Below are 26,763 nucleotides of genomic sequence, written 5' to 3'. Positions count from 1 at the left end.
GAACTGTTCGCAGCACGTGAATTACCCCAACGCAGCCCCGAAAGGCTCAACTCATGCGTAAGAAGGTTACGGCCATCTCCGCGCTCGCGGCAGGCATCGCCCTCGCGACCAGCGGAACCGCCGCGGCTGACGCTGACACCACCACCGTCAAGGGCGGCACCGGCTTCTCGTCGTCCCCGGTCGTCGTGAACGAGCCCCAGCAGGGCGTCGCCATCGTGAACGGCACGGTCGTCGACCTGCGCTGTGCCGTGCCGTGGTCGAACGGTGCCGTCCTCGGTGGTGTGGTCGCCCCGAACTCGCACTACGCCTCCTGCAACACGGCCAAGATCGACCAGTCGCAGAACGCCCAGTACAAGGGCGGCTTCCTGTTCTGACTCCTGCTCCGAGCAATTCGGAGCAGGTAAATCCCGAACGCAGCCCGGAAAGGCTCAACTCATGCGTAAGAAGGTTACGGCCATCTCGGCCATCGCCGCGGGCATCGTCCTCGCGACCGGCGGCTCCGCCGCTGCCGACGGTGACACCACCACGGTCAAGGGCGGTAGCGGCTTCTCGGCGTCCCCGGTCGTCGTGAACGAGCCCCAGCAGGGCATCGCCGTCGTCAACGGCGCCCTGCTCGACGCTCGCTGCCTCGCCCCGTGGTCGAACGGCGCCGTCCTCGGCGGCGTCGCTGCTCCGAACTCGCACTACGCCTCCTGCAACACGGACAAGATCGACCAGGCGCAGAACGCCCGCTACCAGGGTGGCTTCCTGTTCTGAGCAGTGCTTCACCCGATGGCGGTCCACCGGATTTCCGGTGGACCGCCATCTGTGTTGGCGCCCCGTTGTGCAAAGACCGTGGGCCCTGTCTGCGTCAGTATGCAGACAGGGCCCACGGTCAAGGAGCGCCAGCAAGGAGGAAAGAGCGCCCATTCAGTAGGTCCAACGGTGCTTTTCTCCCCGCGGTCACCCTGAATCCTCCGTTTGGCCCAACTGCAATACCAAAGGGCAATCGCACTCTCTCGTACCTTCCCGTACATGCCGAAGGGCCGGCTCCGAGTGAAACGGAGCCGGCCCTGGCCATCGAGCCGAAGGCGACGGCGCGGCAGAAAGAAAGACGGTCTGCCTGACTGCCTACCTGATCGGAAGACCGCCGAGCAGCTGACCGTCGACGGGGTTCGGCAGGGCGCCGCCGAAGACGGGGGTCTTCACCACTCCCTGCGACTGCACGCCCTTCTTCACCTTGTCCGCGGTGCGCTTCACACCGTTCCCCACGTAGCCCGTCGGCACCTTGGCGGCCGAGGGGAGGCTGCGGGCGACCGTCTTCCCGTTGTCGACGAGGCCCGTGGCCGGCATGTCCACCGCCGCGGCGCCGGGCACGGCGGCACCAGCGATGGCGAGGGAGCCGGCGACGACGGCAGCAGCCTTGAGGTTCTTCATCATGTTCCTTTCCAGGAAACTCGGTCTCGGTTCTCCTGGGCTAACGAGAGGGGCTGCCCCGGGAAACCCCCGTGGCTCCAAACGGGTGGTCCCATGCGTGAAACAACTTCGAAAACGCCACCGTTCCAACACACTTGACTGCTTCTCAGATAAATATGGATAAGGGCTGATGCTGCTCATCCCATTAGTCCATGAATCCGGTTGAACCAGAGAGACCCTCTCCTCTTTTCTTCGAAAGGGCAGCCTCGGTCATGCGCGTTGCGCCGCACATCCTGCATGTCGCCCAGCCCGTCGAGGCCGGTGTCGCGCGGGTCGTGACGGACCTGGTGGCGGCGCAACTCGCCGCCGGGCTGCGGGTGTCCGTGGCCTGTCCGGACGGTGGCACGCTGACGGACGGCCTGGAGGCGCTGGGCTGCACGGTGGCGCGCTGGGACGCGACCCGTGCGCCGGGCCCCCGACTGCCCGCCGAGGTACGGCAGTTGGCGCGCGTGGTGCGCGGCGTACGACCGGACCTGGTGCACGCGCACAGCGCGAAGGCGGGACTCGCGGCCCGGCTCGCGGTGCGCGGCGGGCTGCCGACCGTCTTCCAGCCGCACGCCTGGTCGTTCGAGGCGGCGGACGGAGTCGTCGCGCGGCTGGCGCAGGGCTGGGAACGGTTCGGGGCCCGGTGGGCGACGCGCGTGCTGTGTGTGAGCGAGGCCGAGCGGCGTACCGGGGTGCGGGCCGGCATCGACGCCGCGTGGCGCGTGGTCCCCAACGGTGTCGACACCCGCGGGTTCGCACCGGAGGGAGAGCGCGCGCCGGCCGGGGCGGGCCCGCTCGTCGTGTGCGTGGGCCGGCTGTGCCGCCAGAAGGGACAGGACGTGCTCCTCGCGGCCTGGCCCGAGGTGGTGCGGCAGGTGGCCGGAGCACGGCTGGTGCTGGTCGGTGACGGTCCGGACGCGGGGCGGCTGCGTTCGGGTGCGCCCGCGTCGGTGGAGTTCGCCGGTGCGAGGGCCGACACCGCCCCCTGGTACCGGGCGGCGGACGTCGTGGTCCTGCCGTCCCGGTGGGAGGGCATGGCGCTCGCCCCGCTGGAGGCCATGGCGTGCGCCCGGCCGGTCGTCGTCACGGACGTGGCCGGGGCGGGCGAGAGCCTTCCGGCCGGCCATCCGCCGTCCTGCCTGGTGCCGTCGGAGGATCCCGGCGCGCTGGCCCGGGCGCTGACGACGCTGCTGCTCGACGAGCCGCTGCGCCTGGCGCTGGGCGCTCAGGGCCGCGCGCATGTGCTCGCCGCCCACGATCGGGGGCGTGCCGCGGACGCGGTGACCGACGTCTACCGCGAGTTGCTCGGCCTCGCCACCGCGCGGGTCGTCGGACCGAACGGGGGCAGGAAGTGCATCACCACATGACCGCGGAAAGCACGGTCGCCTCACCCGGGCAGCAGCGGACGTCTCAGGACGCCGTCGCCGTGCTCGACCCGCGCGGGCCCGCCGCCGGGCGCCGGGCGGCCGGCCGCCGGGGGCCCCGTCGGCCACGGCCGGCCTGCCGGGTCTCCCTGTGGCTCGTCGACGGCTGCGCCACCCTGCCGGCGGCTCTGGTCCTGCCCGCGGCACAGCGGTACACGCTGGTCATCGTCCTGCTCGCCCTCGGCGTGAGCGGGCTGAACCGCCGGGCGTCGTTGTACGACACCTCCGTCGTCCCCGGCGTACTCGACGAACTTCCCGCCGTCTGCGGGCGGATCGCCGTCGGCTGGGCGGCCATCGTGATGCTCTCCCCGCTGCGGTCGCTCCCGCCGGCCGTGCTGGTCGCCGCGGTCGCCGTGCACTGCCTGGCGGCCTGCGCGGGCCGTGAGGCGGTGCACGGGCTGCGGCGCCGGGCACTGCGGCGCCGGCCCTGCCCGGCCCTGGTGGTCGGTCCCGTCCTGGTGGCCCGGCGGGTCTCGGCCGCGTTGCTGCGCCAACCGGGCTGCGGCGTACGGCCGGTGGGCCTCGTCGCGGACGACCCGGACGTCCGCGGCGATGCCGAGGACGAGCCCGGGCTGCCGGTGCTCACCACGGCGCAGGACGCGCGTCGCGCGGTGATCCAGAACGGTGTGGAGACGGTCCTCGTCGTGGGGGCCGCCACCCGCGTGGAGCGGGCCGCCGTGCTGCGGGGGCTGGCCGCGTACGGATGCGTGCTGTGGGAGCTGGACGCGGATCCGCCGTCGTACGGCCTCGGCGGGCGCCGCCAAGGGACTGGTCAACTGGCCGGGTTCTCCAGGCGGTTGCTCGGTTCCGGCGACGGACGGCGTCGCGGGAGCGTGGGCAAGCGGGTGCTCGACGTGGTGCTCTCGGGCTCGCTGCTGGTGCTGGCCGGGCCGGTGCTGCTGGTGTGCGCGCTGATGCTGCGGGTCACGGACGGGCCCGGCGTGGTGTTCCGGCAGGAGCGGATCGGCAAGGACGGACGGCCGTTCACGATGCTGAAGCTGCGCACCCACCGGCCCGCCAGCGACCATGAGGCGGCGACCCGCTGGAGCGTGGCGAACGAGCAGGACATGAGCCCCTTCTGCCACTTCCTGCGCCGCACCTCGCTGGACGAGCTGCTCCAGCTGTGGAACGTCGTCCGCGGGGACATGAGCCTGGTCGGGCCGCGGCCCGAACGGCCGTACTTCGTCGCCAAGTTCAGCCAGGCCCACCCGGGCTATCCGGCGCGCCACCGGATGCGGACCGGGATCACCGGGCTCGCCCAGATCCAGGGGCTGCGCGGTGACACCTCGATCGAGGACCGGTGCCGCTACGACAACGCCTACATCGACAACTGGTCGCTGTGGCAGGACGTCTGCATCCTGCTGCGCACGGCGGCCCAGTTCGTCCGTCCGACGGGGAGCTGAGCACCGATGAGTACGTCTCCCGCGATCTCCGCTCCGGTCGAACGGCCGCGTCCGAGCCTGCCGCCCCCGCTGCGCCGTGCCCGCTCCGCCCTGTCCGCCCTGTCCCCGCTGTCCGTGCTGTCCGTGCTGCCGGTCGTGGCGGTCGTCGTCCTGCTGGGGCTGCCGGTCACGCCGGGCAGCACCGCCACACCCGCCGACGCCGCCTCGGGGCTGGTCGTGCTGTGTGCCCTCGTCCAGACCGTGCGGGGGGCGCGGCGCCCTCTGCCCCGGACGGCGGCGCTCCTGTTCGGGCTGCCCGTGGTGGGCATCGCGGTCGCCGCGGCGGGGGCGCTGACCACCAGTGACGCGATCGGTGGACTGGCCCGCTATCTCCAGGTGTTCGTGCTCGTCCCGGTCGCGGTGCTGCTGCTGGTGCGCGACCGGCGGGGCGCCCGGCTGGTGCTGTGGTCCCTGGTCGGCCTCGCGCTGTGGCAGGGGGCGATCGGCGTGCACCAGAACCTCACCGGGACCGGCGCCCTGTACCAGGGGGCCGACATCCGGGCGGTGGGCACGTTCGGCCCGTCCGACGTGATGGGCATGGCGACCGTCGTGGCGTCCGGAGTGGTGGTCGCGACCGGTCTCGCCCTCGGCACGCGGGCGCGGCGGCAGCGGGTCGTGGCCGCCGGGTGCGCGCTGGCGCTGCTGGTGCCGCTCGCGTTGTCCTTCAGCCGGGGTGCCTGGATCGCCACGGCGTTCGCCTGCGGGGTGCAGCTGCTGCTGGTCGGGGTGCGGCGGGCGGTGAAGGTGTTCGCGGCCGCGGCCGCGGCCACGGTGGTGCTGGTGGGCGGGCTCGGCATGGGCGCGGCGGTGCTGCACGAGCGGCTGACCAGCGTCACCCAGGTCGCCGACGCGCCGGACCAGTCGGTCGTCGACCGCTACACCATGTGGGCCGCGGCGGGCGACATGTGGCGCGGGGATCCGGTGACGGGCGTGGGGCTGAAGGCGTTTCCCGCACACCGGGACGGCCATGCCTCGCTCGCGCTGTCGTCGGGCAGCGACACGGCCGGCGCCGGCCAGGCGTTCCGACGCCAGCCCCTGCTCTCCCCGCACAACATGTACCTGCTGGTCCTCAGCGAGCAGGGCCTGCTGGGCCTGCTCACGGTGGCGGGCAGCTGGCTCGCCCTGCTGGTGTGCGCGCTGCGCCGGCTGCGGCGCAGCGGACGCCATGTCCGGGACTGCGCGCTCCCGGCGTGCGGGCTGCTGCTGTGGCAGCTCGTCAACTTCCTGTACGCCGACATCGGCGGGCCCTCCACCATCCTGGCGGCGATCTGCTTCGGCCTGGCCGCCTGGTGGGCGCTGGCCCGCGACGCCGCCGCGCCGCCGACCACGGAACCGGCTCCGCGGTGAGCCCCCGCTCGGTGACGACCGGGAAGCCTCCCGAGCACCCGCCCGGCCTCGCCGGCCTGCCACGGCGGCGTGCCGGTGGTGGTCGGCCCGCCGCCGGAAGCGGTCCCTCGCGGCGGTTCCTCGCCCAGGCGACGCTGCTCTCCGCCGCGCTGTCGATGGCCGGGGCGGTGCTCGGGCTCGGGCGGGACCAGACGCTCGCGCATCTCTTCGGGGCCGGGGTGGACAGCGACGCGTTCCTGGTGGCCTGGACGCTGCCCGAGATGGCGTCGACGCTGCTCATCGAGGACGGGATGGCGTTCCTGCTCGTGCCCGCGTTCAGTGCGGCGCTGGCGCGGCGGGCGCGCGGGGGCAGCGGCCCCGACCCGGTGCGCGGCCTGGTCGCCGCCTCGCTGCCCCGGCTGTGCCTCGTCCTCGCCGGTACGGCCGCCGTGCTCGTGGCGACGGCGCCGCTGCTGGTCTCCGTGCTCGCGCCCGGCCTGCCCGACCCGTCCCTCGCCGTGTCCTGCACCCGGCTGACCGCGACCTGTGTGCTGAGCTTCGGGCTGGCCGGGTACTTCAGCGCGGCGCTGCGGGCCCACCGGAGCTATCTCGCGCCGGGCGCGATCTACATCGCCTACAACATCGCGATCATCGCGACGATGTTCGTCCTCGCCGGACGCTGGGGGGTACGGGCCGCCGCTCTCGGTGTCGCGCTCGGCGGGTGCGTCATGGCCGCCGTACAGGCACCGTCCGTGTGGCGGCGGATCACCGGGGGCCGGGCCCCCGCCGGTCTCGCGACGGCGTCCGGGGACGACGGGTGCGACGGCCCGCCGCTCGCGCCGCCGCTGGCTGCGGCCCTCGTCTGCGCGGTCCTGCTCTTCACCCTGTGCCGGCAGTCGCAGGTCCTCATCGAGCGCTACTTCGCCTCCGGGCTGCCCGCCGGCGCCATCTCGCACCTCAACTACGCCCAGAAGGTCGCCCAGTTGCCGATGTCGCTGTCGCTGATGGTGTGCGTCGTCACCTTCCCGGTGGTGGCGCGGGCCATCGCCGAGGGCGACCTGCGGCGGGCCCGGGACCGGGTCGAGCGGGACCTGGCCCTGATGGGCTGCCTCGTCCTGCTCGGTGCCGCCATGGTCGTGGCCTGCGCGCCGCAGATCATCCAACTCCTTTTCCAGCGGGGCGCGTTCACAGCACAGGACACCGCGGCGACCGGCGCCGTGATGCGGGTGTACGCGGTCGGGCTGCTCGGGCACACCCTGGTGGGGGCGCTGGTGCGGTCGTACTTCTCGACCGGCCGCACCACGTGGTTCCCGCTGGGCGCGATGGCCCTGGGGGCACTCGCCACCGCCGTCCTCAGCGCCTGGGCCGTGGATCCGTGGGGTGCGCGCGGCCTCGCCGCGGCCAACGCCGTCGGCATCACCCTCACGGCGCTGCTCCTGCTGCACGGGCTGGGGCCCCGGCCGGCGACGGGGCGAACGTCGCCTGCCGGGGCCCCTGGGCGGCGCAGCGTGCCCGTGTGCGTCCGGGCGGTGGTCGGCGGACTGTCCCGGGCGGTGCGTGCCGCCGTGTGCGCCGCCGGGGCCGGGCTGCTGTGCGCGGGGCAGTTCGACTCCCCCGCGGCCGCCGTCGCCGCCGGCTGCTCCTGCGTGGCCGCCGTCTTCCTGCTGCTGGCCTGGCTCCTCGACGTGGCCGACGCCCGGTCGCTCCTGCTTCCCGTCACGCACTCCGTCCGTAGCTCCCTCACCCGAAGGCTTCGCCATGGTCGCTGACATCACCGCCGCCCCGCACACGGCCGAACCCGGTCCCGAGCCGGTCGCGGGACGCCCGAGACGGGGCCCGGCCGCCTGGGTGGCCATGTACCACTCCGTCTCGGACTGCCGGGACGACCCGTACAACGTCACCGTCACGCCCGCGCGCCTGAACCGGCAACTCGCCTGGCTGGCCGACCGCGGACTGCGCGGGGTGAGCGTGCGGGAGCTGCTCGCGGCGCGGGCCCGGGGCGCGGAGCGCGGCCTGGTCGGGCTCACCTTCGACGACGGGTACACCGACTTCGTCACCACCGCGGTGCCCGTGCTGCACCGCTGGGGTTTCTCGGCCACGGTGTTCGTCCTGCCCGGACGGCTCGGCGGCGAGAACTCCTGGGAGCCGACCGGCCCGCGCAAGCCGCTGTTCGACGCGGCGGACATCCACGACGCCGCGGCCGCGGGGATGGAGATCGCCTCGCACGGTCTGACCCACCTCGATCTGACCGCGGCCACGGACCGGGTGCTGCACGCCGAGGTCGACGAGAGCCGGCAGCGGCTCGCCGCCCTCACCGGCGGCGACATCGACGGCTTCTGCTACCCGTACGGCTATCTCGACGAGCGTGTCGTCGACGCCGTGCGCCTCGCCGGCTACCGCTACGCCTGCTCGATCGGCCCCGGCCCGGTCGGCTCCGGCGACTTCGCGCTGCCCCGCATCCACCTCGGGGAGGCGGACAACTCGCTGCGGCTGGAGCTGAAGCGCCGCCTGGCCCGGGTCTACGGTCGTGCCCTGGGGGCCGTGTGAGGGCCCTGCACATCATCACCGGCCTCGGCGTCGGCGGCGCCGAACAGCAGCTGCGGCTGCTGCTGCGGCACCTCCCCGCGCAGTGCGACGTGGTGACGCTGACCAACCCCGGCCGTGTCGCCGCGGGTCTGGCCGCCGACGGGGTGCGCGTCGCCCACCTCGGGATGAACGGCAACCGCGACCTCGACGCGCTGCCCCGCCTCTCCCGGCTGATCCGGGCCGGTCGCTACGACCTGGTGCACACCCACCTGTACCGGGCCTGTCTGTACGGCCGGATCGCGGCGCGGCTCGCGGGAGTCGCGGCCGTCGTCGCCACCGAGCACTCGATCGGCGACAGCCGGCTGGAGGGCCGGCCGCTGACGGCGGGCGTGCGTGCGCTGTACCTGGCCGGCGAGCGCCTCGGCCGCGCCACGGTCGCCGTCTCGCCGACGGTGGCCCAACGGCTGCGGCACTGGGGCGTGCCCGGGCCGCGCATCCGGGTCATCCCGAACGGCATCGACGCGCCCCTGTTCGGCTTCGACGAGGTCCGCCGCAAGGAGGCCCGGGCGTTCCACGGGCTGCCGGAGGACGCCTACGTCGTCGGCGGGGTGGGGCGTCTCATCCCGGGCAAGCGCTTCGACCTGCTCGTCCGGGCACTGCACCAACTGCCGGGCCGGGTACGGCTGTTGCTGGTGGGCGCCGGACCCGAGGAGGCGGCGCTGCGGCGCACCGCCCACCGGCTGGGGGTCGCGGACCGGGTGGTGCTGACGGGCGAGCGCCCGTATCTGCCCGTCCCCGGCGACGACGCCCCGGGCCTGGTCGCCCTGCTGTCCGCGATGGACGTGCTCGCCTCGCCCTCGCCGGAGGAGTCCTTCGGCCTGGCGGTGGTGGAGGCGCTGGCGGCGGGGCTCCCCGTGCTGTACGCGAGCTGCCCCGCCGTCGACGACCTGCCGGCGGACGCGGCCCCCGGGGCCCGGCGGGTCAGGGGCGGTGCCGAGGCGTACGCGCGGGAACTGCTGCGGCTGCGGGATGCGGGACCGGGCGAGCGGTCCGTCCCGGACGTCGTACACCGCTACGACATCGCGGGCACCGCCCGGCAGCTGATGGATCTGTACACGGCCGCTCTGTCCGGCTCGAACCTGGAAGTGAGTTCCTCATGACAGACAACCCCACTGAGGGTGCACGAGTGGTCGACCGTACGCGCGCACGCGCGGCGCGGCTGATCTCGTGGTGGTGGCTGCCGGCCGCCGCCCTGGTCGGTGCCGCGGCCGGTGGCGCCTACGGCCAGCTGAGACCGCCGCAGTACACGGCGACCAGTTCCGTCGTCGCCGTACCGAACGGCGGAACCGAGGCCGACTGCACCGACGCGCTCGGCTTCGCGCAGGCGTACGGCCGGGTGGCCACGCAGCTCGCGGTGCTCGGGGACGCGCAGGTGTGGGCGGGCGTGCCGGTCTCGACGCTGCGCGAGAGCGTGGAGGTGGCGACGTCGCCGGACGCGCCGATGGTCGCGGTGTCGGCGACCTCGTCGAAGCCCTCCCAGGCCGTCGACATCGCCAACGCCGTGTCCCGCGCGCTGATCACCGAGGCGGAGCACACCAGGGAGCGCACCGGCATCCGGCTGGAGCGCCTCTCCCGTGCCCTGAAGCCGGTCGAGCCGTCGTCCGCGTCTCCGGCGCTGACCTCGCTCGTGGGGGCGAGTGCCGGCGGTCTGCTGGGCGGCCTCGCGCTGCTGGCCAGGCCGCGGCGGACCGGGGACGACGACGAGGACGAGCAGAGCCGCGCCTCGGTCCCCGGTCCGGCCGGCGCCGCCGACGCCCGCGGGACTCTTGGGTGACCGCGTCCGGGCGCGCGCTGTCGGTGGAGGTGTGCACCGACGAGCGCGCCTTCGCGGAGCTGGCCCCGCAATGGGCACGCCTGCACGGGGCGTGCCCGTCCGCGACGGCGTTCCAGAGTCACCCCTGGCTGCACTCGTGGTGGCAGTCGTACGGCAGGCGGGGCCGGCTGCGGCTCGTCCTGGTGCGCCGGCACGGTGAACTGGTGGCGGCGGCACCGCTGATGCGGGTGCACCGTCCGCTGCCGGCGCTCGTGCCGATCGGCGGTGCCATCACCGACATCTGCGATGTGCTCATCGACGAGGAGGTGGCCGCCCAGGGTGCCGGGGCGCTGGCGGAGGGCCTGGCCGAGCTGGCGCGCACCGCCCTGGTCGACTTCCGTGAGGTGCGGCCGGGCGGCGCGATGGAGCGGGTCTACCTGTGCTGGCGGGGCCCGCGGCACCGGCTGCCCGACTCCGTGTGCCTGGAGTTGCCCGCTGTGCCCATGGACGAGCTGGTCGGCCGGCTGTCGTCGCGGCACGCCCAGCGGGTCCGCAACAAGGTGAACCGGCTGGCGCGGCTCGGCGTCGAGTGGCGCGTGGTGGGCGAGGACGAGACCGAGGCCGCGCTGGGCCGGCTCCTCGCGCTGCACCGGCTCCAGTGGCAGGGCAGGAGGATGTCGTCGGAGCACGCGCGGCCGCGGTTCCTTGAGCACCTGGTCCGGTCGGCGGCGCCCATGACCCGGTCCGGCCAGGCGGCGGTGATGGAGTTCCTGCTCGACGGGGCGGTGGTGGCGGTCAATCTGAATCTGCTGTCGGGCGGCCCGGGAGGACTGGCGGGGACGTATCTGTACGGCTTTCATCCGCGGTTGCGGGAGCGGAAGGTGGACGTGGCGGCGATGCTGCTGCACGCGTCCACCGAGCACCTCATGTCCGGCGTCGGACACCGGGTGCTGAGCCTGCTGCGCGGCGCCGAACCGTACAAGTACCGGTGGCATCCCGAGACGGTCGTCAACCAGCGCCTGCTGCTGGCCCGGCGCCGCACCGCACCGCTGCTGGCGGCCGCCGTCACCGAGGCGACCGCGCGGCAACGGATCAAGAACGCCCTGCGCCGAGAGGCCGGTTCCGGTTCCGGTTCCGAGGATCAGCGCTAGCGCTCCTCCCATTTCAGGCAGACGCGGAGCTTGCCGCCGACCTGGTGCTTGAGCCACTTCGCGAGCTCCAGCGGGGTGCACCGCGGCAGCCTGGACGGCATGGCCTGCGGAGTCGGGTCCGGTTCCGGCCCCGCCACTCCGGCCGCGGCGTTGCCCGGGGCCGGGACGGGGGCCGACGGCCCCGGTTCCGGCCCCGGCTCCGGCCTCGGTGTGAGCGGGGTGGACAGCAGCACGCGGTACAGGGCGGCGGCACGGGGGTTGTCGGAGCACAGCCACACGCCGTGCGGGCAGTAGTCGGTGATGGTGTTGTACAGCGGCTTGTGCTCGTCCATCCAGGCGAGCATGCGCAGCATGTACGTGATGTTGTCGCCGTTGTGGAACAGGCCCCACTCCGGATACGAGATCGGTTTGCCGTGCCGGCGCGCGAAGTCCACGTGGTGCCGCAGGCCGTAGGGCTCGGACACCTGCTCGTCGAAACCGACCCCGCGCGGCTGGTCGTAGGAGTCCATGCCGATGATGTCGACGACGTCGTCGCCGGGGTAGCACTCCGGCCAGGGGATCGCGTCCATGCCGCGGCTCGGGGCGAAGTCGAAGGTGAACCTCTGGCCCTCGACCGAGCGCATGACGGTGACGACGCGCTTCCAGTACCGCTTCCAGCTGTCCGGGTCGGGGCCGCAGCGATGGGTGTAGGTGACGCCGTTCATCTCCCAGCCGAGCACGATGACCGTGTCCGGCACGCCCAGGCCGACCAGCCGCTCGGCCAGCACCTCGAAGTGGGCGTCGAACGCGCCGTCAGCGCCGCGCCGCAGCAGCTCGCGCACCTCGGTGTCGGGGACGTTCCCCTCGTTGCGCTCCATCATCGGCACGTTGAGCACGAGCATCCGGTCGGCCTTGGCCCGCCGCCATGTGGCCCAGCTGTCGAGGAAGCCGGGCGCGCCCTCGATGTTGTGCCACACGTCCCCCGGCAGATAGGTGTGCCCGACGCGCGGTTCCCGGCCGTCCAGCCAGCGGCTGAGCTCCTTCATGCGCCGCACTCCGGTGGGCCCGTAGTGGAGGAACGCGCCGAACGCGGGGCCACGCGCGACCACGCCCGGCGGTGCGTGCGCGCCGCCCGGGGGCGGCGGGGGCGGGGAGGAGGCCGCGAAGGCCGTGGGCGGAGCGAGCGTCGCCGAGGCGACCACCGCGGCCGTGAGGAACGCCGGTCCCCGGCGAGCGGTCCGGCGCGGGGCAGGGGCCATGCGTCCTCCTTGGTGCGGCTTCGCAGCTCCTTCCGTAAGTGATACATAGTCATATGCGCCCGGCTCGCACCAACCCAATGCGTCTGAACGGGCCCTCAGCCGCCCCCTCCGAAAGGTCAGACCCAGTGCGAATCCGACGTATGCGGTACGTGGTGGCCGCCGTCTCCGCGGCGGTGCTGTTCTCCGGTGCCGGCTCCGTGCCCGCCGTCGCCCAGGGCAAGGCCCCGGCACACCCTTCCGCCTTCGCGTCCGCCCCCGGACTCACCCCGCTGACTGACCTGTTCGCCGAACGGCTGCTGCTCGCCGACAAGGTCGCCGCCGCCAAGTACGGCACCGACAAGCCGATCGACGACCCGGTGCGTGAGCGGCAGATCCTGGACGACGTGGCCGCGCGGGCGACCGGGCTCGGCCTGGATCCGGACGGGGTGAAGGCCGTCTTCCGGGACCAGATCGAGGCCAACAAGCTGGTGCAGCGAGGGCTGTACGCGCGCTGGGACGCGCACCCCGAGGAGCAGCCCATGGAGCGCCCCGACCTGGTCAAGGAGGTGCGCCCGGTGCTCGACCGCATCACCACCGAGCTGCTGACCGCTCTGAAGGACACGGAGCGGCTGCGTATGCCGCCGTCGTGCGAGCCGCGGCTGGTCGTCGCCGCGGCGCGGTCGGCGTACGGCCATAACCTGGACGTCCTGCATCTGAAGGGGCTTCAGCGGGCGGTGCCCTCGGTGTGCTCCGCGGCTCCTCAAGAGACCTTCAGGTACTGAGCGATCTCACTGGGCTCGTCGGCGTGGGCTGGGTTCGGGCCTGTCGGGCAGCGGTCACCAGCAGGGTGTCTGCCATCCGTGGTCCATCGACGGCCGACGGCAACATCTCTGTGACGATGCTGGAGAACCCCGCCTCGTCGAGAGCCTTCACCCAGACATGCTCCTGGAGTACCCAGCGCCGCATGGTGGCCGCCTCGCCGGCTGGGGTCTTCACGGGGAGGTCTACTGCCACCGGGTCAGGTTGGGCGGGGGCGCCGTTCAGGTAGTGGGCCAGGGTGGAGAACACCAGCCGCCCGCCAGGTCTGAGTGCTGCCGCCGCGGCGGGCAGGAGCTCGTGCGGGGCGGTGAAGTCGACCGCCCCGAAGACGCTGTAGATCACGTCGTATGCGCCGGCCGCCGTGCGCAGATGCGACACAGCATCGCACGGGACGATGCGCAGACCTGGCGCCAGGTGACCGTAGAGGTCGGTGGCCATCTCGCATTGTGCGGGAGAGGCATCGACGGCAACGATCCGGGCGGGCTGATAGTGGGCGGCCAGGTGAGCCGCATGTCGTGCGGCTCCGGCGCCGAGGTCGCAGACGACCTTGCCCGTGAGGTCGCCCAGGGCTTCAGGGCCGGGGCCGCTGTCTTGGCTCCAGATCCAGTGGAAAGCGCCGGGGATGGCGCGGTCGTGCTCGGCGCGTGCCCGGCCGTAGTGGTGCCAGAGGTCTGGGGGGAGTGTCACCCGCACCATCCTGACGGGCGCCCCCCGGGGCCGGGCTGGTTCCTGGGAATCTCACCCAGGAGATGGCCGGGCCCCGGCCGGAGTCTGCGCGGGCCCGGCCTCCCCTTCGGTCAGTGGGAGTCGTTGCCGGGGTGGCAGGGGCCGCATTCGGCGGCGTCCGCCCAGAGCGACAGGTCGACCTCCCAGCCGTCGCCTGCGATCCGGTGGGCCGTCTTCATGACCGACCCGTCATTCTTCATCGCGACCTTGGGAACGTGATGGAGGAAGCGCCCGTCGTTGAAGCGGTCGCACAACTCGGCGTAGGCCACGGTGTCGAGGATGATCGTGTGGACACCGATGTCCACAAGCCTGCTGGGGGCGAGTCCCAGGGACTCCTGCCGATGCTGCATCGCGGTCAGCAGGTAGGCGTAGCCCTGGCCGAGGATTCGGGCCGCCATGATCGAGTCGTACGGGTAGTCCCGCATGAGCAGCCCGACCTGCTTGTCCCACAGGTCGGTCGGCACGACCTCCCGCACGGAGCGAATCGGGCGGCCAGTTGTCGGGTCGGTGGGCGGTTGGAGTGCAACAGCCGTTGCCATGGTGCCTCCGATCGATGTGCCCCGCGGTTCGGGGCGGTGCGCCCAGCACACCGCGTCGCCCCTGCGTCTGGTGATCAACTGTCTTGCCGCGCAAGCGGTTTGCACGTTGTGCAAGCGATCTCGACAGGTGCCCGAAGCGTCCCTACCGTGGAGTTCCCGTTCATGTGGCGTGGGAGGGGCCTGTGCCCGTTGACCCGCTCTGGAACACCACCAAAGCACGCGAATTAACCGAGCAACGGCGCCCTGGTGCCCTCATCCGTCTCGGCCGCGAGCACCGATCCTGGACGCTCGCCGCCCTCGGTGACCGCATCGGCTGTTCACCGGCTACGGTTTCCCGGTTGGAACGCCGCAACAGGGTTGTCGACCTGACGCTGATTCACCGTGCCGCAGACGAGGTCGGCGTTCCGCGACAAATCTTGGTGAGTTCTCTGGCGCCACCGACCTCCAGGGCACCGGCGGCCACTAGAGTGACGGCCAGTCCGCACGCCGAGGAGGACCCGATGCGCCGCCGCACACTGCTCACCGCAACGGCGGCCGCGGGACCTGTCGCCCTGCTGATGGGACTGGACGAGGCCCTGGCCGACACCCCCGCGCCGACCGGTGGTGGCCCGCTCGACGCCCGGTTGGCCTCCGCCCGCGAGTTCTACGACAAAGGTACGCACGGACGCCTGCTCACCGTGCTGCCCGGCCTCATCGCCGACGGTCACGCCGCTGCGTCCTCGCGTCGCGAACTTGATCAGGCCCGTCTCTCCTCTGTCTACAGCCTGGCCGCTGCGGTGCTGAGCAAACTCGGCTCGTACGAGCAGGCCCGGCTCACTGCGGACCGTGCCCGTACCTGGGCAGAGGTCTCCGGTTCGCCATTGGCCTCGGCAGCCGCCGTCCGTGAGTTGGCGATCGTGCTGCGCCACCAGAACCGCGGCGATGAGGCGCAGCGCATCATGACGGCGGCAGCGGTCAACGTGGAGGCGACGGGCCTCCGTACCGACGCTTCGGCCTCGGCGTACGCGCAGATGCTCTGCACCCTGGCCTACACGGCGGCCCGCGGCGGACACCGCGCCGGGGCCCTGGCGATGACCGAGGAAGCCCGCCGTGCCGCCAGGCAGCTGCCGGCGGCGGCACCCGCAGGCCGTCTCTTCCCGATCAGCCCGGCCGCCGTCGACCTGTACGCCGTCGGCGTGCACTGGGCTCTCGGGGACGCGGGCGCCGCGCTGGAGGCTGGGAAGAACCTGCGTCCCGCGCAGTTCCCGACCGCCGAGCGCAAGGCCCGCCTGGGCACCGACATGGCGCGTGCCTGGTGGGCGTGGCAGCGCCCCGAACAGACCGCCCAGGCCCTGCTGTCCGCGTATCGGGCCAGTCCGGGAGAGGTTCGGGATCGGCCCACCATCCGCAGCATCGTGGGCGATCTGGCGTCACATCACCCGCGTGTCGCCGGGGTTCGCGAGTTGCATGCGGCTGTATACCCGCAGAGATCAGTGGGCTGAGAACCGGCAGAGCACCGTCACGCGAGGCGTCGGAGACCAGGACGGCTACGGCCCCCGCCGCGATGGCGAGGGCCGGGTTGCTCGGGTGTCTGCTCGCGGCTCAGGCGGTGAGGTCCCCGCCCTTGACGGCGCCGACGAACGACGACCAAGCGGCCGTCTCGAAGCCGAGGGCCGGGCCGTCCTGCTTCTTGGAGTCACGGACGGGGACCACGCCGCGCGAGACGACGAGGTTCGCGGCGACCTCGACGCAGGCGCCGCCGTTGTCGCTGTACGAGGACTTGAACCAACGGGGGGATTCGGTCGTCACGGGGTGCCCTTCGGTGTGTGCGGACCGGGAGGTCAGACGGCCCCGAACTGTCCGGCCTTGACACCCGTCACGAAGGACGAGAACGCGTCGGCGGGAAAGTCCAGCACCGGGCCGCGCTGGTCCTTGGAGTCACGGATGGGGACCACGCCGCGTGAGACGACGAGGTTGGTGGCGACCTCGATGCACTGGCCGCCATTGCTGCTGTACGAAGACGTGAACCAACGCGGGTTTTCGGTCGTCACGGGGAACCCTTTCGAAGCTGTTCGATCATGGCCACGGATGCCACTTGCGACAGCGCCTCGGCCTGTAGCTGATGGTAGGCCGTCAACAGGGGTTGTACGAACCTCATATCTCGCTCCAGTCGTCCTTGTTGCGCGGACTCGGCGTACGCGATGTGGGACCGATCGGCAAGGGCCAAGAGCGTTACGGGCAGGTCGAATGCTCGCCGTTCGCCGAGATCGTATGGCGCCACTTGGAGGACCGTAGAGGGCAGTTCAGCGAACGCCACGATCCGGTCCAGTTGCGCCGCCATCACCCCAGGGCCACCCACAGGGCGCCGTATGCAGCTCTCGTCCAGAACCGCGTAAACCATGGGGGCTGGCGTGCGCTCCAGGGATGCTTGCCGCTCTGCGAGCAGAGACAGCCGTTCTTCTGCCTGGTGCTCCGTGATCGCTCCTCGCCGCACGGCGCCCATCGTGATGGCGGCGGCGTACTCCGGGGTCTGGAGCAACCCCGGAATGATGCCCAACTCAAAGAGCCTGATCTCTGCCGCGCGTACCTCATGGGCGACGAATTCCGGGAACCCCTCCAGTAGCGCTGTATGCCGTGCGGCACGCCCTTGGCGCTCGAACAGATCGCCAGTGCCAAGCGCCCTGTCAGCACTGTGCGCGAAGCGGGGAGTTGGAGGGCGGCGACCAGTTTCCACGGCTGAAATATGTGTGCCTGAGCACCCCATGCGCTCCCCCAACTCGTCCTGCGTCCAGCCGCGTTCGTCCCGCAACGTGCGTAAACGCTGACCGAAGCGCTCGCCAGGTGACTTATCAGGGTCCAGTTCCTTGCGGTTCACCATCTAGGCGCCCAACTCTCCGCTCAAACCGTAAAAGTTGATGACACCCCGACTGTAGGTCACGCTGAACCCGCTTGGTAGTGAAACCGCTACGGAGAGGAACAGCCGTGCCCGGAAAGAGCGTTCCCCAGGAACCGCGGAACTCCCCACACACCCCGGCCCCCGGCACACTCATCGTCGACGCGCGGGGCCGGGTCGGCGTGTTCCGTGGCACGTCGTGCGGCCTGTGGTCCCTGAGTCCCCTCTGCGGCGGGCCCGAATGGACCGTGAATCCCGCGGACTTGACGCCGACCAGCCCCGAGCAGCGTCTGCGCGCCCGGACCGCCCGCGCGAACGCGCGAAGCCGGGGCGAACTCCTGTGATCACGGCGGCCCGCCGCCTGTTCCGTCGCGCCTGGCGGACGTTGCCGCCGAGAAGGGGACGACAACGTGATCGAACGCCGGTGGTCGAGGTGCCCCGCGGACCGGAGCCAGCGGGCTACCGGGCAGAGGTACGCGCCGAAGGACCGGGCTACGGCACGGGCGGGACAGCGCCGTACGTGTTGGGCACCTTCCAGACCATCTCCCCCATGCTGGCGCTCCGTTGGCTCAGAGGCGAGGCGCTGCGCATCGCGGACCGGCTCGACCCCGACCCGGCACGCTCACCGTGGCTGCACCGACCGGATGTGCAGCCGTTCCCGCCCGGCCCCGACGCCCCCACCGAGTTACGCGCGTGGGCCACCGACCTCCGGAACGACCGCGAAGCCCGCGTACACATCAAGGGCGGACACGCACTCTTCGTCAGGGTTTCCGACCCGGACTGCACCTACGCCCTGTCCGTCCGGCCGGTCCGGCTGTCCAGGGCGGCATCGCCCGCGGAGGCGCAGCGGGACGGCAGTCGGACCCGAGCCGTGACGAATCAGTCAGCTTGACGTGCCCTCACTCGCTCCAAGGGGATGAGCCATGCCCACAAGAGCCGTACCGCCGGCCACCGCGCAGATGGCGACGCATCAGTTCCCCCGGCACCGCCGCAGCGTCCGCCGGGCCCGCGCGGCTCTTCGGGAGCAGCTCGCCATATGGCACGTCGCGGGCGAACTCATCGACCGCGCAACGCTGTTGCTCTCGGAGCTGACCGCCAACGCCGTCAACGCGAAGACGACGCCCGGACGGGAGGTCCGGGTCCGGTTCGTGCTGTCCGGCCGGGAGCTGCGCGTCGAGGTGGCGGACGCGAGCGACGAGCAGCCGGTGAGGAGGCGGGCGAGCGACGACGACGAGTCCGGGCGAGGGCTGGCGCTGGTAGCCGCGCTTGCCGACGCGTGGGGAGTCGAACAACGCAAGGTCGTCGGCAAAGTCGTATGGGCCCTGATCCTCCTGGTACCGCCGGAGGGGGACGCCTGATGACACCGGCCTTCAAGCGGGCGAACGACGGGGCTGCCTCGGGGCGGAGCGCCATCGGGCCGGCCGAGGTTCCCGGACCGACTCGATCCTGATCTCAGCCTGGCACCATGGCACTCCGTCGGCATGCCGACCGCCCGGGGTCAGGCCCCGCACACGCGCATGGTCCGCACGTATCCGCCGAGGTTCTCGTCGTCGGTGCCGAGCAGGGCGCGGGTGGATCCCGGCAGGCATTCCACAGCCTCGACCTTGTGCTGGGGGAACGCGGCCAGCACGTAGGGGGTCCGGGTGAGCCTGACCCGTACCCGGCCGGCCGCCGACACGGTCACCCGGCCGGCGTCGCTGACCGCCGAGTCGAACGGACCGTCGTCGCCGCCGTCCGCCGCCGAGCTGACGAGGATCCGGCCGGAGGCGGTCACCGAGATGTCGGAGATGTGCCGGGTGCCGTCGGCGGTGGGGTTCGTCGCCCGGTAGGCCCGGCGGGTCACGCTCCCGAACTGCGGCTGGCCCCACGGGGCGAAGGTGAGGGGGGCCGCGTAGAGCGTGGCGGGGCGGTCCGCGCCCGCACCGCGGTCCGCCCACAGGGCGGCGAGGTGCCCGCCGCGAGCCACGAGCGCGAAGCTCTCGAAGTCGGCGCCCTGGTTGATGGCCGGCAGCGGCGAGTAGTCGACGACCGTCGCCGCGGAGCCGGTGACCTTCAGCCGGTAGACGATGCCGCGCGAGGCGAGCGCCAGGAACTCCCCTGGCATCGCGGGGATGGCCTCGACGGCCTCCAGGTCGACGGGTTCCGGTCCGTCCCAGGTGATCGGGGAGACCTCGTCGGAACCTGCCCGGTGGGTGATCCGGGACAGGCGCCGCTGCCCGGTCTGCTTGTTGTCGTGCACGGCCAGTGCCTGCACCCCGGCTCCATCGGCGGTGGGGCCTTCGAACGCGATGCCGCTGACACCGGCGCGGGCGTCGTCGCCCACCTTGTGCCAGTCGTCGGCCGCCCCGGCCGGGGTGATGCCGGGGATCGTCAGCAGCGCGGCAGCCGCGGCCAGCCAGGCCACGCGTCGCGATATCGGGAGTTTCACAGGGGCCGCTCACTTTCTCTCACCGGCGGACGCGAGATCACCCGCCGGGCGTCAGCCGACTGATCATAATCAGGCCGTGATCAGCGCGGCTCGGGGCACCGGCCGGCCCCTCAGTCCATCAACCCGCCCGCCCGGCCGATCGCTTCCGCCAGCTCCCGCACCTCCCCGTCCTCCGTCTCCCCCGCCAGCTCCTCGGCGTGTTCCTCCAGGTCGCGGAGGGACGGAGCGGCAGGGAGGGAGCTCCAGCGGTCGTCGCCGCGGCGCAACGCGTCGGCGAAGTACGCCGCCGTCGCCGTGACCTGGAAGCGAGGGGGCGCGCTCCGGACGGAGTCCTCCAAGGAACCGGTCTCCAGTTGGCCCGACTTCTCGTGCGGGGCGCGGGAGTCGGGGTCCAGCCAGCGGACGGTCGCCGTGGCGAGGTGGCCCTCCGTGCCGGGGCGGGTGTGGACGGCGTAGAGGGCGGTCACCGTGTGGCCGGGGCCGACCTCGCCGCCGTCGACGCTGTCGTCACGGAAGTCCTCGTCGGCGACCTGCCGGTTGTCGTAGCCGATGAGGCGGAACTCGGAGACCGTCGTCTCGTCGAAGGCGACCTGGGCCTTGGCGTCGCGGGCCGTGAGGTCGATGTTCTTCGGGAGTTCCTCGCAGAAGACCTCGCGGGCCTCGTCCTCGGAGGAGACGTACGTCGTGTGGCCGTCGCCCTTGTCGGCGAGGCGTTCCATCAGGGCGTCGCCGTAGTCGCTGCCGACGCCCACGCCGAAGAGGGTGATGCCGTGTTCGCGGCGCTCGGAGGCGATGCGTTCGAGGATGGTGTCCGCGTCGGTGTCGCCGGTGTTGGCGAGGGCGTCGGACACCAGGACGACGCGGTTGGTGGCGCCCTCGCGCAGGCCGTCCTCCGCCGTCTCGTAGCCCGTCTCCATGCCCGCGCCGAGGTTGGTGGAGTCGGTGGGTTCCAGGCTGTCGATCGCGTCGTGGATCTCGTCCCGGTTGCCGTCCAGGCGCGTCATCGGCAGCACCCGCTCGGCCTCGTCGCTGAAGGTGACGATCGCGACCGAGTCGTCGTCGCGGAGCCGGTCCGTCATGACGCCCAGGGAGTCCTTGGCGAGGTCCAGGCGGCCCGGTTCGGCCATGGAGCCGGAGATGTCGATGACGAAGGTGAGGGCGGCGGGCGGGCGTTCGCCGGGGTCCGAGGCGGGGCGGGTGGCCAGGCCCACGCGGACCAGGGACCAGTCCTCGCGGGCGGTGCGGGCGCCGTCGACGGTGACCGTGAAGCCGTTGCCGTCGGGGCGGTCGTAGTCCTGGCGGAAGCTGTTGACGAACTCCTCGGGGCGGACCGTCGACGGGTCGGGCAGCCGGCCGTCGGCGAGGGACCGGCGCGCGTAGCCGTAGGAGGCGGTGTCGACGTCGAGGGCGAAGGTGGAGAGGTAGTCGGGCTCGGGGGCGAACTCGCGGGAGTCCTCCCCTTCGCCCTCCGCTCGCTCGCGCCGGTCGCCCTGACCTCCGCTGTACGCCGGGGCCGGGAAGCCCTTGCCGCCTCCCTTGCTGCTGTCCTCCGCGTAACTGCCGCTGTCGCCCGCACTGCATCCCGTGAGCAGCAGGGCGCCCGCGGTGGTGAGTGCCAGGAGTGCTCCGTGCAGCCGTCGTGTGCGGTACCGCTCCATCGGCCGTTCCCCCTTGGTCCGTTGACGTCGACTTCTGTGACTGTGACGGGCCAGGGGGCCGGAACGTGCGTTACGGAGCGTTGCGGATGCGTCTCGAAGAGGGCACGAGGGCCGTCCGTCGAGACCGGTGGGTGATCTTCCGGTGACCTACGACACCACGTCCTTGCGGGCGAAACCCCGGAAGGCCAGCGCGAACAGCACGAGCGCGTACGTTACCGACAGGGACGTGCCCTGGATCATGTCGGACCAGTCGAGTTGGGGACGTACGGCGTCGAGCCAGGCGTACTGCCAGTGCGCGGGCAGGAAGTGGCGCCAGTCCCCGAGGGCCGTCACCTCGTCGAGGACGTTGCCGATGATGGTCAGGCCGACCGCGCCGCCGACCGCGCCCAGCGGGGCGTCGGTCCTCGTGGACAGCCAGAACGCCAGGGCGGCGGTGACGAGTTGGGAGATGAAGATGTACGCCACCGTGATCAGCAGGCGCTGCGCGGCGGTTCCGGGGGCCAGCGAAGCGCCGGTGGGGAGCTGGAGCGGGCCCCAGCCGTACGCCGCCGTGCCGACCGCGAGGGCCACCAGCGGGAGCAGGATCATCGCGGCCAGGCTGAGGCTCAGGCCGACGACGAGCTTGGACCACAGCAGCCGGGCCCGGGGCACGGGCGCGGCCAGCAGATAGCGCAGGGAGGACCAGCTGGCCTCCGAGGCGACCGTGTCCCCGCAGAAGAGGGCGACGGGCACGACGAGCAGGAAGCCCGCGGAGGCGAACAGGTTGACCGCGGCGAAGTTCGCCCCGGACAGCGTGGCCGTGTCCATCAGACCGGCCTGGCTGTTGCCCGATCCCGGTTCGCCGCCCACCTGGAAGGCGATCAGCAGGACGAACGGCAGGGCGAACAGGATGCCGCCCATGACCAGGGTGCGGCGCCGCTTCAGCTGCCGGACCAGCTCGACCCGGATCGGCAGCGTGCGGCCCGCGCGGTAGCCGTCGGCGACCTCCGCGCGCTCGGTCGTCGTGCTGCTCATGCGGAGTCTCCGATCAGGGTGAGGAAGGCATCTTCGAGGCGGCGGTGCGGGCCCACCGACTCGACGGGGACTTCCAGCCGGACGAGTTCGGCGACCAGGCGCCGCGCGCTGCCGTCCGCGTCGAGCCGGACGACCAGGCCGCCGTCCGCGCGCACCGCCGAGGCCACGCCCGGCAGCGCGGCTACCTTCTCGACGAGGGGCTCGTCCACGGGCTCGGTCGTGCCCACGAGGAGGGTGTCGCCGGAACCGACGATCTCCCCGACCGGGCCCGCCTGGACGAGTTGGCCGTGGTCCATCACCACGAGGTGGGTGCAGGTCTGCTCGACCTCGGCCAGCAGGTGGCTGGAGACGATGACCGTGCGGCCCGCGGCCGCGTAGCGGATCATGACCTCGCGCATCTCGCGGATCTGTGGCGGGTCGAGGCCGTTCGTCGGCTCGTCGAGTATCAGCAGGTCGGGCAGGCCGAGCATGGCCTGGGCGATGGCGAGGCGCTGGCGCATGCCCTGGGAGTAGGTGCGGACGGCTCGGGCGAGGGCGTCGCCGAGGCCGGCGATCTCCAGGGCCTCGTCCAGGTGGGCGTCCTGCGGCGGGCGGCCGGTGGCCTGCCAGTACAGCTCCAGGTTCGCGCGGCCGGACAGGTGCGGGAGGAAGCCCGCGCCCTCGACGAAGGCGCCGACGCGGGAGAGCACGGGGGCGCCCGGCGCGATCGCGTGGCCGAAGACGCGGATCTCGCCGCCGTCCGGCTTGATCAGGCCCATCAGCATGCGCAGGGTCGTCGTCTTGCCCGCGCCGTTCGGGCCGAGCAGGCCCAGTACCTGGCCCTTCTCCACCCGGAAGGACAGGTCCTTGACCGCGTAACGGTCGGCGGACTTCGCGTAGCGCTTGCTCAGGTCCGTGATCTGGAGCGGCACTTCGGCCAGTGCGGGTTCGGGGGCGGCGGGTGCCGCGGTGCGGCGCCGTCCGGTCGCCAGCAGGGCCAGCGCGATCGCCGCGCCGGCCAGTGGCAGCCACCACACCCAGGCGGGCAGCGACGCGGGCGAGTTCGTGTCACCGAGCGCCGCCGGGACCTTGAGGTCGCCCTTCAGGGAGACGGTGTAGGTCGCGGGGGCCGCCGGGGAGGCGTAGCCGAGGTCCGTGGAGGCGAGGACCAGTCGCAGGCGGTGGCCGTCGTCGACCTCGTGGTCGATGGCGGGGAGGGTGATCCTGACGTCCTTGCCGGCCTTCGCGCCCTCGACCCTGAGAGGCTCGACGAGCTGCGAGGGCAGCACCTGACTGGCCTGACCGCCCGGGCCGACGTCGTAGAGCTTGGCGAAGAGCACGGCGTCGTCGCTCGTGGACTTCACCCGGACGGTGGCCGTCGGCGACCCGGTGATCTGGAGGTCCTCCCGGACGGGCGCCGACTCGAAGGAGGCGAACTGGCCCGGGAAGTCGAGCGACACCCCGATGCCGAGGGAGGACAGCTGGGACAGGCCGCCGGCGCTGCCGAGTCCGGGCAGGGCCGACACGGCGGGCGGGCTGGCGCCGGCCGGGTTCTCGAAGCTCTGCTCCCGCCCGGTGAGGGCGATGGAGCGCGGGCCGCTCTCCAGGCCGGGGTACTTGTCGGCGCTGACCCCGTTCAGCCGGGGCTCGCCGTCTCCGCTGCCGGTGCCGAGGGTGCGGGTGACGCGGAAGGCGGGGCCGGTGTCGACGCCCTTGTCGTCCTTGAGGTAGCGGTCGAACCAGGACCGCACCCGCTCCTGGACCCGGCCCGTCTCCATGTCGCCGCCGTCGTGGCCGCCGGCGATCCAGTCGACGTCCACGGGGGCGCCGTTGGCGCGGATCGCCTTCGCGGCGGCGTCGGCCTGGTCCAGCGGGAAGAGGGAGTCGGTCTGGCCCTGCATCAGCAGGGTGGGGACCTTGATGCGGTCGCCGACGGCGGACGGCGAGCGCTCCTGAAGCATCCGCTCGGCCCGCGCGTCCGGGGTTCCGGACTCCGCGACCCGCTCGTACATCTCGCAGATCTGCTTCTCGAACTTCTCGCAGCCGCCGGCCGAGTTGACGAAGATGCCCGCCCAGAGCTTCTTGAAGACACCGTTCGGGAACAGGGCGTCCGAGAGGTTCCAGTACGTGATCGCCGGGGCGATGGCGTCCACCCGGTCGTCGTACCCGGCGGCCAGCAGCGAGATCGCACCGCCGTAGGAGCCGCCCGCCATGCCCACCCGCGGGTCGCCGGCCTTGTCGAGTTCGACCTGGGGCTGCTTCGCCAGCCAGTCGAGCAGCTTGGAGACGTCGGCGACCTCGCCCTTCGGGTCGTTCAGCCCGACCTTGCCGGTCGACTTGCCGAAGCTGCGGGCCGACCAGGTCAGGACGGCGTACCCGTCCCGGGCGAGGTCCTCGGCCTGCTGCCGTACGTCGTCCTTGCTGCCGCCGAAGCCGTGCGCGAGGAGGACGGCGGGGCGGCGGCCGCTCCCGGCGGTCGTGAAGTACGAGGTGTCGATCCGTACCCCGTCGCCCATGTCCATGACCCGGTCGGTGCCGCGCACCGGCGGCGCGCCGTCGTCGGCGACGGCCGTCCATGTACCGGCACCGGCGAGGACGACGACGGAGGCCGCGCCGGCGATCCACCGGCGCGGCCTCCGTACGCGCCCTCGCAGGCCGGGCAGTCGAAGATCCATGTTTCAACGGTACGGGGTGAAGCTGTCGGTCAGTTATCGACCGAGGGCTGAATCCCGGCCCCTTCCGTGGGGGTACGGCGGGGGATTTGTCTACCGCGTTCGTGGTACGGCGGGTGAGGGCCCGGGCCCCATGGATACAGCCCCGCGCCCCTGGAGGGGCGTCTGCTCATCCGCCGGTATCGAGACCAGCCAGCGTGTGTCCCGGCGCGGGCGCAGGTACAGCGCCCAGTACAGGGTGGCCACCGTCGTCGTGCCACCCGTCCACAGCAGGTATGCCATCTCCTGCTGGCTCAGGACGTACACCAGGACCGCGATCAGCAGGACCGGCATCGCCGGCCACAGCGGCATCCGCCATGCCGGTGTGTGCTTGTGCGGGTCGCGGCGGGCCGCCAGGGCTGCGACGGCGACGAGCAGGTACATCCCCGTCACCGAGACCCCCGTCACCCCGTACAGGGTGTCGAGGTCGACGAAGCACAGGGCGGCGCCGGGCACGCCGACCGCGAGGGTGGCGACCCAGGGGGAGCCGAATCGGCCGAGCCTGGCGAGGACGTGGTTCACCGGCTCGGGCCAGGCCTTGTCGCGGGCCGAGGCGAACAGCACGCGGGAGTTCTGGATGACCATGACGATGCCCGCGTTGATGATCGCGAGGGCCACGCAGAGGCTGACGAAGGTGCCGACCGCGGAGTTGGACCAGGCGGTGACCATGGCGCCGATGTCGCCGCCGGTGAGTTCGCCGAGGTCCGACGCGCCCAGGGTGATGGCGGCGACCGGGACCAGGATGATCACGGCGGAGATGGCGAGGGTGGCGAGGACGGTGCGGGCGACGTTGCGGCGCGGGTTCTCCATCTCCTCGGACAGGTAGACGGCGGTCGAGAAGCCCTGGGTGACGTAGAGGGCGATGGCGAGTCCGGAGACGACCAGCAGAGCCGTCACGGTGTCCGTACGGCCGTCCGCGCCGGCCACCTCCATCGAGACCAGGCTGCCGGGGCCGCGCTCGGCGTGCGTGAACCCGAGCACCGCCACCACGGCCGCGGCGATGACCTCCAGTACCAGGAAGACGCCGGTGATCCAGGCGTTGGCGCGCAGGTCGAGCAGGCCGGCGAGGGTGGCGAGCAGCATGACGCCGGCGCCGGCCAGGGACGGGTCGAGGTGGACGACCGGTGCGAGGTAGTCGGCCGTGCCCATCGCGATCACCGGCGGGACGATCATGACGACCAGCAGGGAGAGCACGAAGACCAGCCAGCCCGCGAGCCGTCCGGTCATCGTGGACACCATCGCGTACTCGCCGCCCGCGCTGGGGACGAGGGTGCCCAGCTCGGAGTAGCAGAACGCCACGGCGACACAGAGCAGGGAGCCGATGGCGATCGTCAGGGCGGTGGCGGTGCCGAGCGAGCCGAACAGGTCGGGGACGACCACGAAGAGGGTGGACGCCGGGGCCACGCAGGAGAGCGTGAGCAGCGTGCCGCCGACCACGCCGATCGAGCGCTTGAGCTTGCGGGGGCTGTCCTGGGGGCTGTTCTGGGGGCTGTTCTGGGGGCCGTCCGACGCCTCGACGACGGCGCCCTCGACAGGGGTGAGGGTGTCGGTCACGAGGGGGATGCAACATTGACGGAAACCGTCACGTCAATGGCTCGCAACCTACGGAATTCGTTGCCGAATGGCCTCTTGACGCGTGTTAACGTTGCGTCAAAGCCGTGTACAGCGCGGCTTTCGA

General features: G+C 72.2%; 26 protein-coding genes. 14 read left to right on the top strand and 12 right to left on the bottom strand.

The features are described from left to right. Window positions 1-53: 53 nt before the first annotated feature. Window positions 54-374, top strand: a complete 321-nt coding sequence (locus ACFU95_RS05585) for a hypothetical protein (protein ID WP_383822112.1) — start codon at window positions 54-56, stop codon at window positions 372-374. 61 nt (window positions 375-435) lie between these two features. Further along, window positions 436-756 (top strand): hypothetical protein, encoded by a 321-nt coding sequence (locus tag ACFU95_RS05580; protein ID WP_383822109.1) that lies wholly within the window; start codon window positions 436-438, stop codon window positions 754-756. 354 nt (window positions 757-1,110) lie between these two features. Here ACFU95_RS05580 and ACFU95_RS05575 read toward each other — a convergent pair whose 3' ends face one another. Next, entirely contained in the window at window positions 1,111-1,416 is a 306-nt protein-coding gene (locus ACFU95_RS05575; RefSeq protein ID WP_383822268.1) for a hypothetical protein, read from the bottom strand. A gap of 251 nt (window positions 1,417-1,667) precedes the next feature. Between ACFU95_RS05575 and ACFU95_RS05570 the strand changes: the two genes are divergently transcribed. The 8 genes from ACFU95_RS05570 to ACFU95_RS05535 are packed head-to-tail and all read left to right on the top strand — an operon-like array spanning window position 1,668 to window position 11,122. Then, on the top strand, window positions 1,668-2,807 hold the full coding sequence (locus tag ACFU95_RS05570) for a glycosyltransferase (RefSeq protein ID WP_383822106.1): 1,140 nt from the start codon (window positions 1,668-1,670) through the stop codon (window positions 2,805-2,807). Next, on the top strand, window positions 2,804-4,267 hold the full coding sequence (locus ACFU95_RS05565) for an exopolysaccharide biosynthesis polyprenyl glycosylphosphotransferase (protein ID WP_383822103.1): 1,464 nt from the start codon (window positions 2,804-2,806) through the stop codon (window positions 4,265-4,267). The genes ACFU95_RS05570 and ACFU95_RS05565 overlap by 4 nt, the downstream gene beginning before the upstream one ends. Window positions 4,268-4,273: 6 nt before the next feature. Then, window positions 4,274-5,653 carry an O-antigen ligase family protein gene (locus tag ACFU95_RS05560; RefSeq protein WP_383822090.1) on the top strand — a complete coding sequence of 460 codons (1,380 nt, stop codon included), beginning with the start codon at window positions 4,274-4,276 and terminating at the stop codon, window positions 5,651-5,653. A gap of 11 nt (window positions 5,654-5,664) precedes the next feature. Beyond that, a complete protein-coding gene (murJ, locus tag ACFU95_RS05555) occupies window positions 5,665-7,401 on the top strand; it encodes a murein biosynthesis integral membrane protein MurJ (RefSeq protein WP_383822087.1) in 1,737 nt (578 codons plus the stop codon). Beyond that, window positions 7,391-8,179 (top strand): polysaccharide deacetylase family protein, encoded by a 789-nt coding sequence (locus ACFU95_RS05550; RefSeq protein WP_383822084.1) that lies wholly within the window; start codon window positions 7,391-7,393, stop codon window positions 8,177-8,179. The genes murJ and ACFU95_RS05550 overlap by 11 nt, the downstream gene beginning before the upstream one ends. Then, window positions 8,176-9,318: a glycosyltransferase gene (locus tag ACFU95_RS05545; RefSeq protein ID WP_383822082.1), complete on the top strand. Its 1,143-nt coding sequence runs from the start codon at window positions 8,176-8,178 to the stop codon at window positions 9,316-9,318. Before ACFU95_RS05550 ends, ACFU95_RS05545 begins: the two co-directional genes overlap by 4 nt. After that, window positions 9,315-9,992 (top strand): lipopolysaccharide biosynthesis protein, encoded by a 678-nt coding sequence (locus tag ACFU95_RS05540; RefSeq protein ID WP_383822079.1) that lies wholly within the window; start codon window positions 9,315-9,317, stop codon window positions 9,990-9,992. The genes ACFU95_RS05545 and ACFU95_RS05540 overlap by 4 nt, the downstream gene beginning before the upstream one ends. Beyond that, window positions 9,989-11,122, top strand: coding sequence for a GNAT family N-acetyltransferase (locus ACFU95_RS05535; protein ID WP_383822076.1), 1,134 nt, complete (start codon window positions 9,989-9,991; stop codon window positions 11,120-11,122). The genes ACFU95_RS05540 and ACFU95_RS05535 overlap by 4 nt, the downstream gene beginning before the upstream one ends. On the opposite strand, the gene ACFU95_RS05530 is transcribed toward ACFU95_RS05535, so the two are convergent. Further along, window positions 11,119-12,360, bottom strand: a complete 1,242-nt coding sequence (locus ACFU95_RS05530; RefSeq protein ID WP_383822073.1) for a glycoside hydrolase family 26 protein — start codon at window positions 12,358-12,360, stop codon at window positions 11,119-11,121. The genes ACFU95_RS05535 and ACFU95_RS05530 overlap by 4 nt on opposite strands. Before the next feature lie 140 nt (window positions 12,361-12,500). On the opposite strand from ACFU95_RS05530, the gene ACFU95_RS05525 reads away from it, so the two are divergent. Further along, on the top strand, window positions 12,501-13,121 hold the full coding sequence (locus ACFU95_RS05525) for a chorismate mutase (RefSeq protein WP_383822265.1): 621 nt from the start codon (window positions 12,501-12,503) through the stop codon (window positions 13,119-13,121). Here ACFU95_RS05525 and ACFU95_RS05520 read toward each other — a convergent pair. Continuing rightward, window positions 13,111-13,854, bottom strand: a complete 744-nt coding sequence (locus tag ACFU95_RS05520) for a methyltransferase domain-containing protein (RefSeq protein ID WP_383822071.1) — start codon at window positions 13,852-13,854, stop codon at window positions 13,111-13,113. The two genes, ACFU95_RS05525 and ACFU95_RS05520, sit on opposite strands and share 11 nt — an antisense overlap. A 101-nt stretch (window positions 13,855-13,955) precedes the next feature. Then, window positions 13,956-14,423 carry a hypothetical protein gene (locus tag ACFU95_RS05515; RefSeq protein ID WP_383822068.1) on the bottom strand — a complete coding sequence of 156 codons (468 nt, stop codon included), beginning with the start codon at window positions 14,421-14,423 and terminating at the stop codon, window positions 13,956-13,958. A gap of 182 nt (window positions 14,424-14,605) precedes the next feature. Between ACFU95_RS05515 and ACFU95_RS05510 the strand changes: the two genes are divergently transcribed. Then, window positions 14,606-15,904, top strand: a complete 1,299-nt coding sequence (locus tag ACFU95_RS05510) for a helix-turn-helix domain-containing protein (RefSeq protein ID WP_383822066.1) — start codon at window positions 14,606-14,608, stop codon at window positions 15,902-15,904. Between the two features lie 100 nt (window positions 15,905-16,004). Here the strand turns inward: ACFU95_RS05510 and ACFU95_RS05505 are convergent, their stop codons facing one another. Genes ACFU95_RS05505 through ACFU95_RS05495 form a run of 3 tightly spaced genes read right to left on the bottom strand, consistent with a single transcriptional unit; the run spans window position 16,005 to window position 17,280 of the window. Beyond that, window positions 16,005-16,211: a DUF397 domain-containing protein gene (locus ACFU95_RS05505; RefSeq protein ID WP_383822063.1), complete on the bottom strand. Its 207-nt coding sequence runs from the start codon at window positions 16,209-16,211 to the stop codon at window positions 16,005-16,007. A 32-nt stretch (window positions 16,212-16,243) separates the two neighbouring features. Beyond that, a complete protein-coding gene (locus ACFU95_RS05500) occupies window positions 16,244-16,453 on the bottom strand; it encodes a DUF397 domain-containing protein (RefSeq protein ID WP_383822060.1) in 210 nt (69 codons plus the stop codon). Next, window positions 16,450-17,280 (bottom strand): helix-turn-helix domain-containing protein, encoded by an 831-nt coding sequence (locus ACFU95_RS05495; RefSeq protein WP_383822057.1) that lies wholly within the window; start codon window positions 17,278-17,280, stop codon window positions 16,450-16,452. The genes ACFU95_RS05500 and ACFU95_RS05495 overlap by 4 nt, the downstream gene beginning before the upstream one ends. Before the next feature lie 565 nt (window positions 17,281-17,845). Here ACFU95_RS05495 and ACFU95_RS05490 point away from each other — a divergent pair. Both ACFU95_RS05490 and ACFU95_RS05485 read left to right on the top strand, forming a co-directional pair. Beyond that, window positions 17,846-18,187: a hypothetical protein gene (locus ACFU95_RS05490; protein WP_383822053.1), complete on the top strand. Its 342-nt coding sequence runs from the start codon at window positions 17,846-17,848 to the stop codon at window positions 18,185-18,187. 31 nt (window positions 18,188-18,218) lie between these two features. Beyond that, window positions 18,219-18,653 carry an ATP-binding protein gene (locus tag ACFU95_RS05485; protein ID WP_383822051.1) on the top strand — a complete coding sequence of 145 codons (435 nt, stop codon included), beginning with the start codon at window positions 18,219-18,221 and terminating at the stop codon, window positions 18,651-18,653. Window positions 18,654-18,793: 140 nt separating this feature from the next. Here the strand turns inward: ACFU95_RS05485 and ACFU95_RS05480 are convergent, their stop codons facing one another. The 5 genes from ACFU95_RS05480 to ACFU95_RS05460 form a co-directional block, all read right to left on the bottom strand. Next, window positions 18,794-19,723: a hypothetical protein gene (locus ACFU95_RS05480; RefSeq protein WP_383822050.1), complete on the bottom strand. Its 930-nt coding sequence runs from the start codon at window positions 19,721-19,723 to the stop codon at window positions 18,794-18,796. A gap of 110 nt (window positions 19,724-19,833) precedes the next feature. After that, window positions 19,834-21,381, bottom strand: a complete 1,548-nt coding sequence (locus tag ACFU95_RS05475) for a von Willebrand factor type A domain-containing protein (RefSeq protein WP_383822048.1) — start codon at window positions 21,379-21,381, stop codon at window positions 19,834-19,836. A 147-nt stretch (window positions 21,382-21,528) separates the two neighbouring features. Further along, on the bottom strand, window positions 21,529-22,395 hold the full coding sequence (locus ACFU95_RS05470) for an ABC transporter permease (RefSeq protein WP_383822046.1): 867 nt from the start codon (window positions 22,393-22,395) through the stop codon (window positions 21,529-21,531). Continuing rightward, complete coding sequence (locus ACFU95_RS05465) at window positions 22,392-25,049, bottom strand: alpha/beta fold hydrolase (RefSeq protein ID WP_383822044.1); 2,658 nt, start codon at window positions 25,047-25,049, stop codon at window positions 22,392-22,394. Before ACFU95_RS05465 ends, ACFU95_RS05470 begins: the two co-directional genes overlap by 4 nt. A 90-nt stretch (window positions 25,050-25,139) precedes the next feature. Continuing rightward, window positions 25,140-26,639 carry an APC family permease gene (locus ACFU95_RS05460; RefSeq protein ID WP_383822042.1) on the bottom strand — a complete coding sequence of 500 codons (1,500 nt, stop codon included), beginning with the start codon at window positions 26,637-26,639 and terminating at the stop codon, window positions 25,140-25,142. Window positions 26,640-26,763: the final 124 nt, after the last annotated feature.

Source organism: Streptomyces sp. NPDC057623, assembly GCF_042800355.1.
Taxonomy (GTDB): Bacteria; Actinomycetota; Actinomycetes; order Streptomycetales; family Streptomycetaceae; genus Streptomyces.
Note: the sequence above shows the minus strand (reverse complement) of the source record. Positions and strands in the feature narration are given on the sequence as shown.

Bases quoted from the DNA above. Each gene is read 5' to 3' on its own strand.
- ACFU95_RS05585 (WP_383822112.1), top strand. From the start codon at position 54: ATGCGTAAGAAGGTTACGGCCATCTCCGCGCTCGCGGCAGGCATCGCC.
- ACFU95_RS05580 (WP_383822109.1), top strand. From the start codon at position 436: ATGCGTAAGAAGGTTACGGCCATCTCGGCCATCGCCGCGGGCATCGTC.
- ACFU95_RS05575 (WP_383822268.1), bottom strand. From the start codon at position 1,416: ATGAAGAACCTCAAGGCTGCTGCCGTCGTCGCCGGCTCCCTCGCCATC.
- ACFU95_RS05570 (WP_383822106.1), top strand. From the start codon at position 1,668: ATGCGCGTTGCGCCGCACATCCTGCATGTCGCCCAGCCCGTCGAGGCC.
- ACFU95_RS05565 (WP_383822103.1), top strand. From the start codon at position 2,804: ATGACCGCGGAAAGCACGGTCGCCTCACCCGGGCAGCAGCGGACGTCT.
- ACFU95_RS05560 (WP_383822090.1), top strand. From the start codon at position 4,274: ATGAGTACGTCTCCCGCGATCTCCGCTCCGGTCGAACGGCCGCGTCCG.
- ACFU95_RS05550 (WP_383822084.1), top strand. From the start codon at position 7,391: ATGGTCGCTGACATCACCGCCGCCCCGCACACGGCCGAACCCGGTCCC.
- ACFU95_RS05540 (WP_383822079.1), top strand. From the start codon at position 9,315: ATGACAGACAACCCCACTGAGGGTGCACGAGTGGTCGACCGTACGCGC.
- ACFU95_RS05530 (WP_383822073.1), bottom strand. From the start codon at position 12,360: ATGGCCCCTGCCCCGCGCCGGACCGCTCGCCGGGGACCGGCGTTCCTC.
- ACFU95_RS05525 (WP_383822265.1), top strand. From the start codon at position 12,501: ATGCGGTACGTGGTGGCCGCCGTCTCCGCGGCGGTGCTGTTCTCCGGT.
- ACFU95_RS05520 (WP_383822071.1), bottom strand. From the start codon at position 13,854: ATGGTGCGGGTGACACTCCCCCCAGACCTCTGGCACCACTACGGCCGG.
- ACFU95_RS05515 (WP_383822068.1), bottom strand. From the start codon at position 14,423: ATGGCAACGGCTGTTGCACTCCAACCGCCCACCGACCCGACAACTGGC.
- ACFU95_RS05495 (WP_383822057.1), bottom strand. From the start codon at position 17,280: ATGGTGAACCGCAAGGAACTGGACCCTGATAAGTCACCTGGCGAGCGC.
- ACFU95_RS05490 (WP_383822053.1), top strand. From the start codon at position 17,846: ATGCTGGCGCTCCGTTGGCTCAGAGGCGAGGCGCTGCGCATCGCGGAC.
- ACFU95_RS05485 (WP_383822051.1), top strand. From the start codon at position 18,219: ATGCCCACAAGAGCCGTACCGCCGGCCACCGCGCAGATGGCGACGCAT.
- ACFU95_RS05475 (WP_383822048.1), bottom strand. From the start codon at position 21,381: ATGGAGCGGTACCGCACACGACGGCTGCACGGAGCACTCCTGGCACTC.
- ACFU95_RS05470 (WP_383822046.1), bottom strand. From the start codon at position 22,395: ATGAGCAGCACGACGACCGAGCGCGCGGAGGTCGCCGACGGCTACCGC.
- ACFU95_RS05465 (WP_383822044.1), bottom strand. From the start codon at position 25,049: ATGGATCTTCGACTGCCCGGCCTGCGAGGGCGCGTACGGAGGCCGCGC.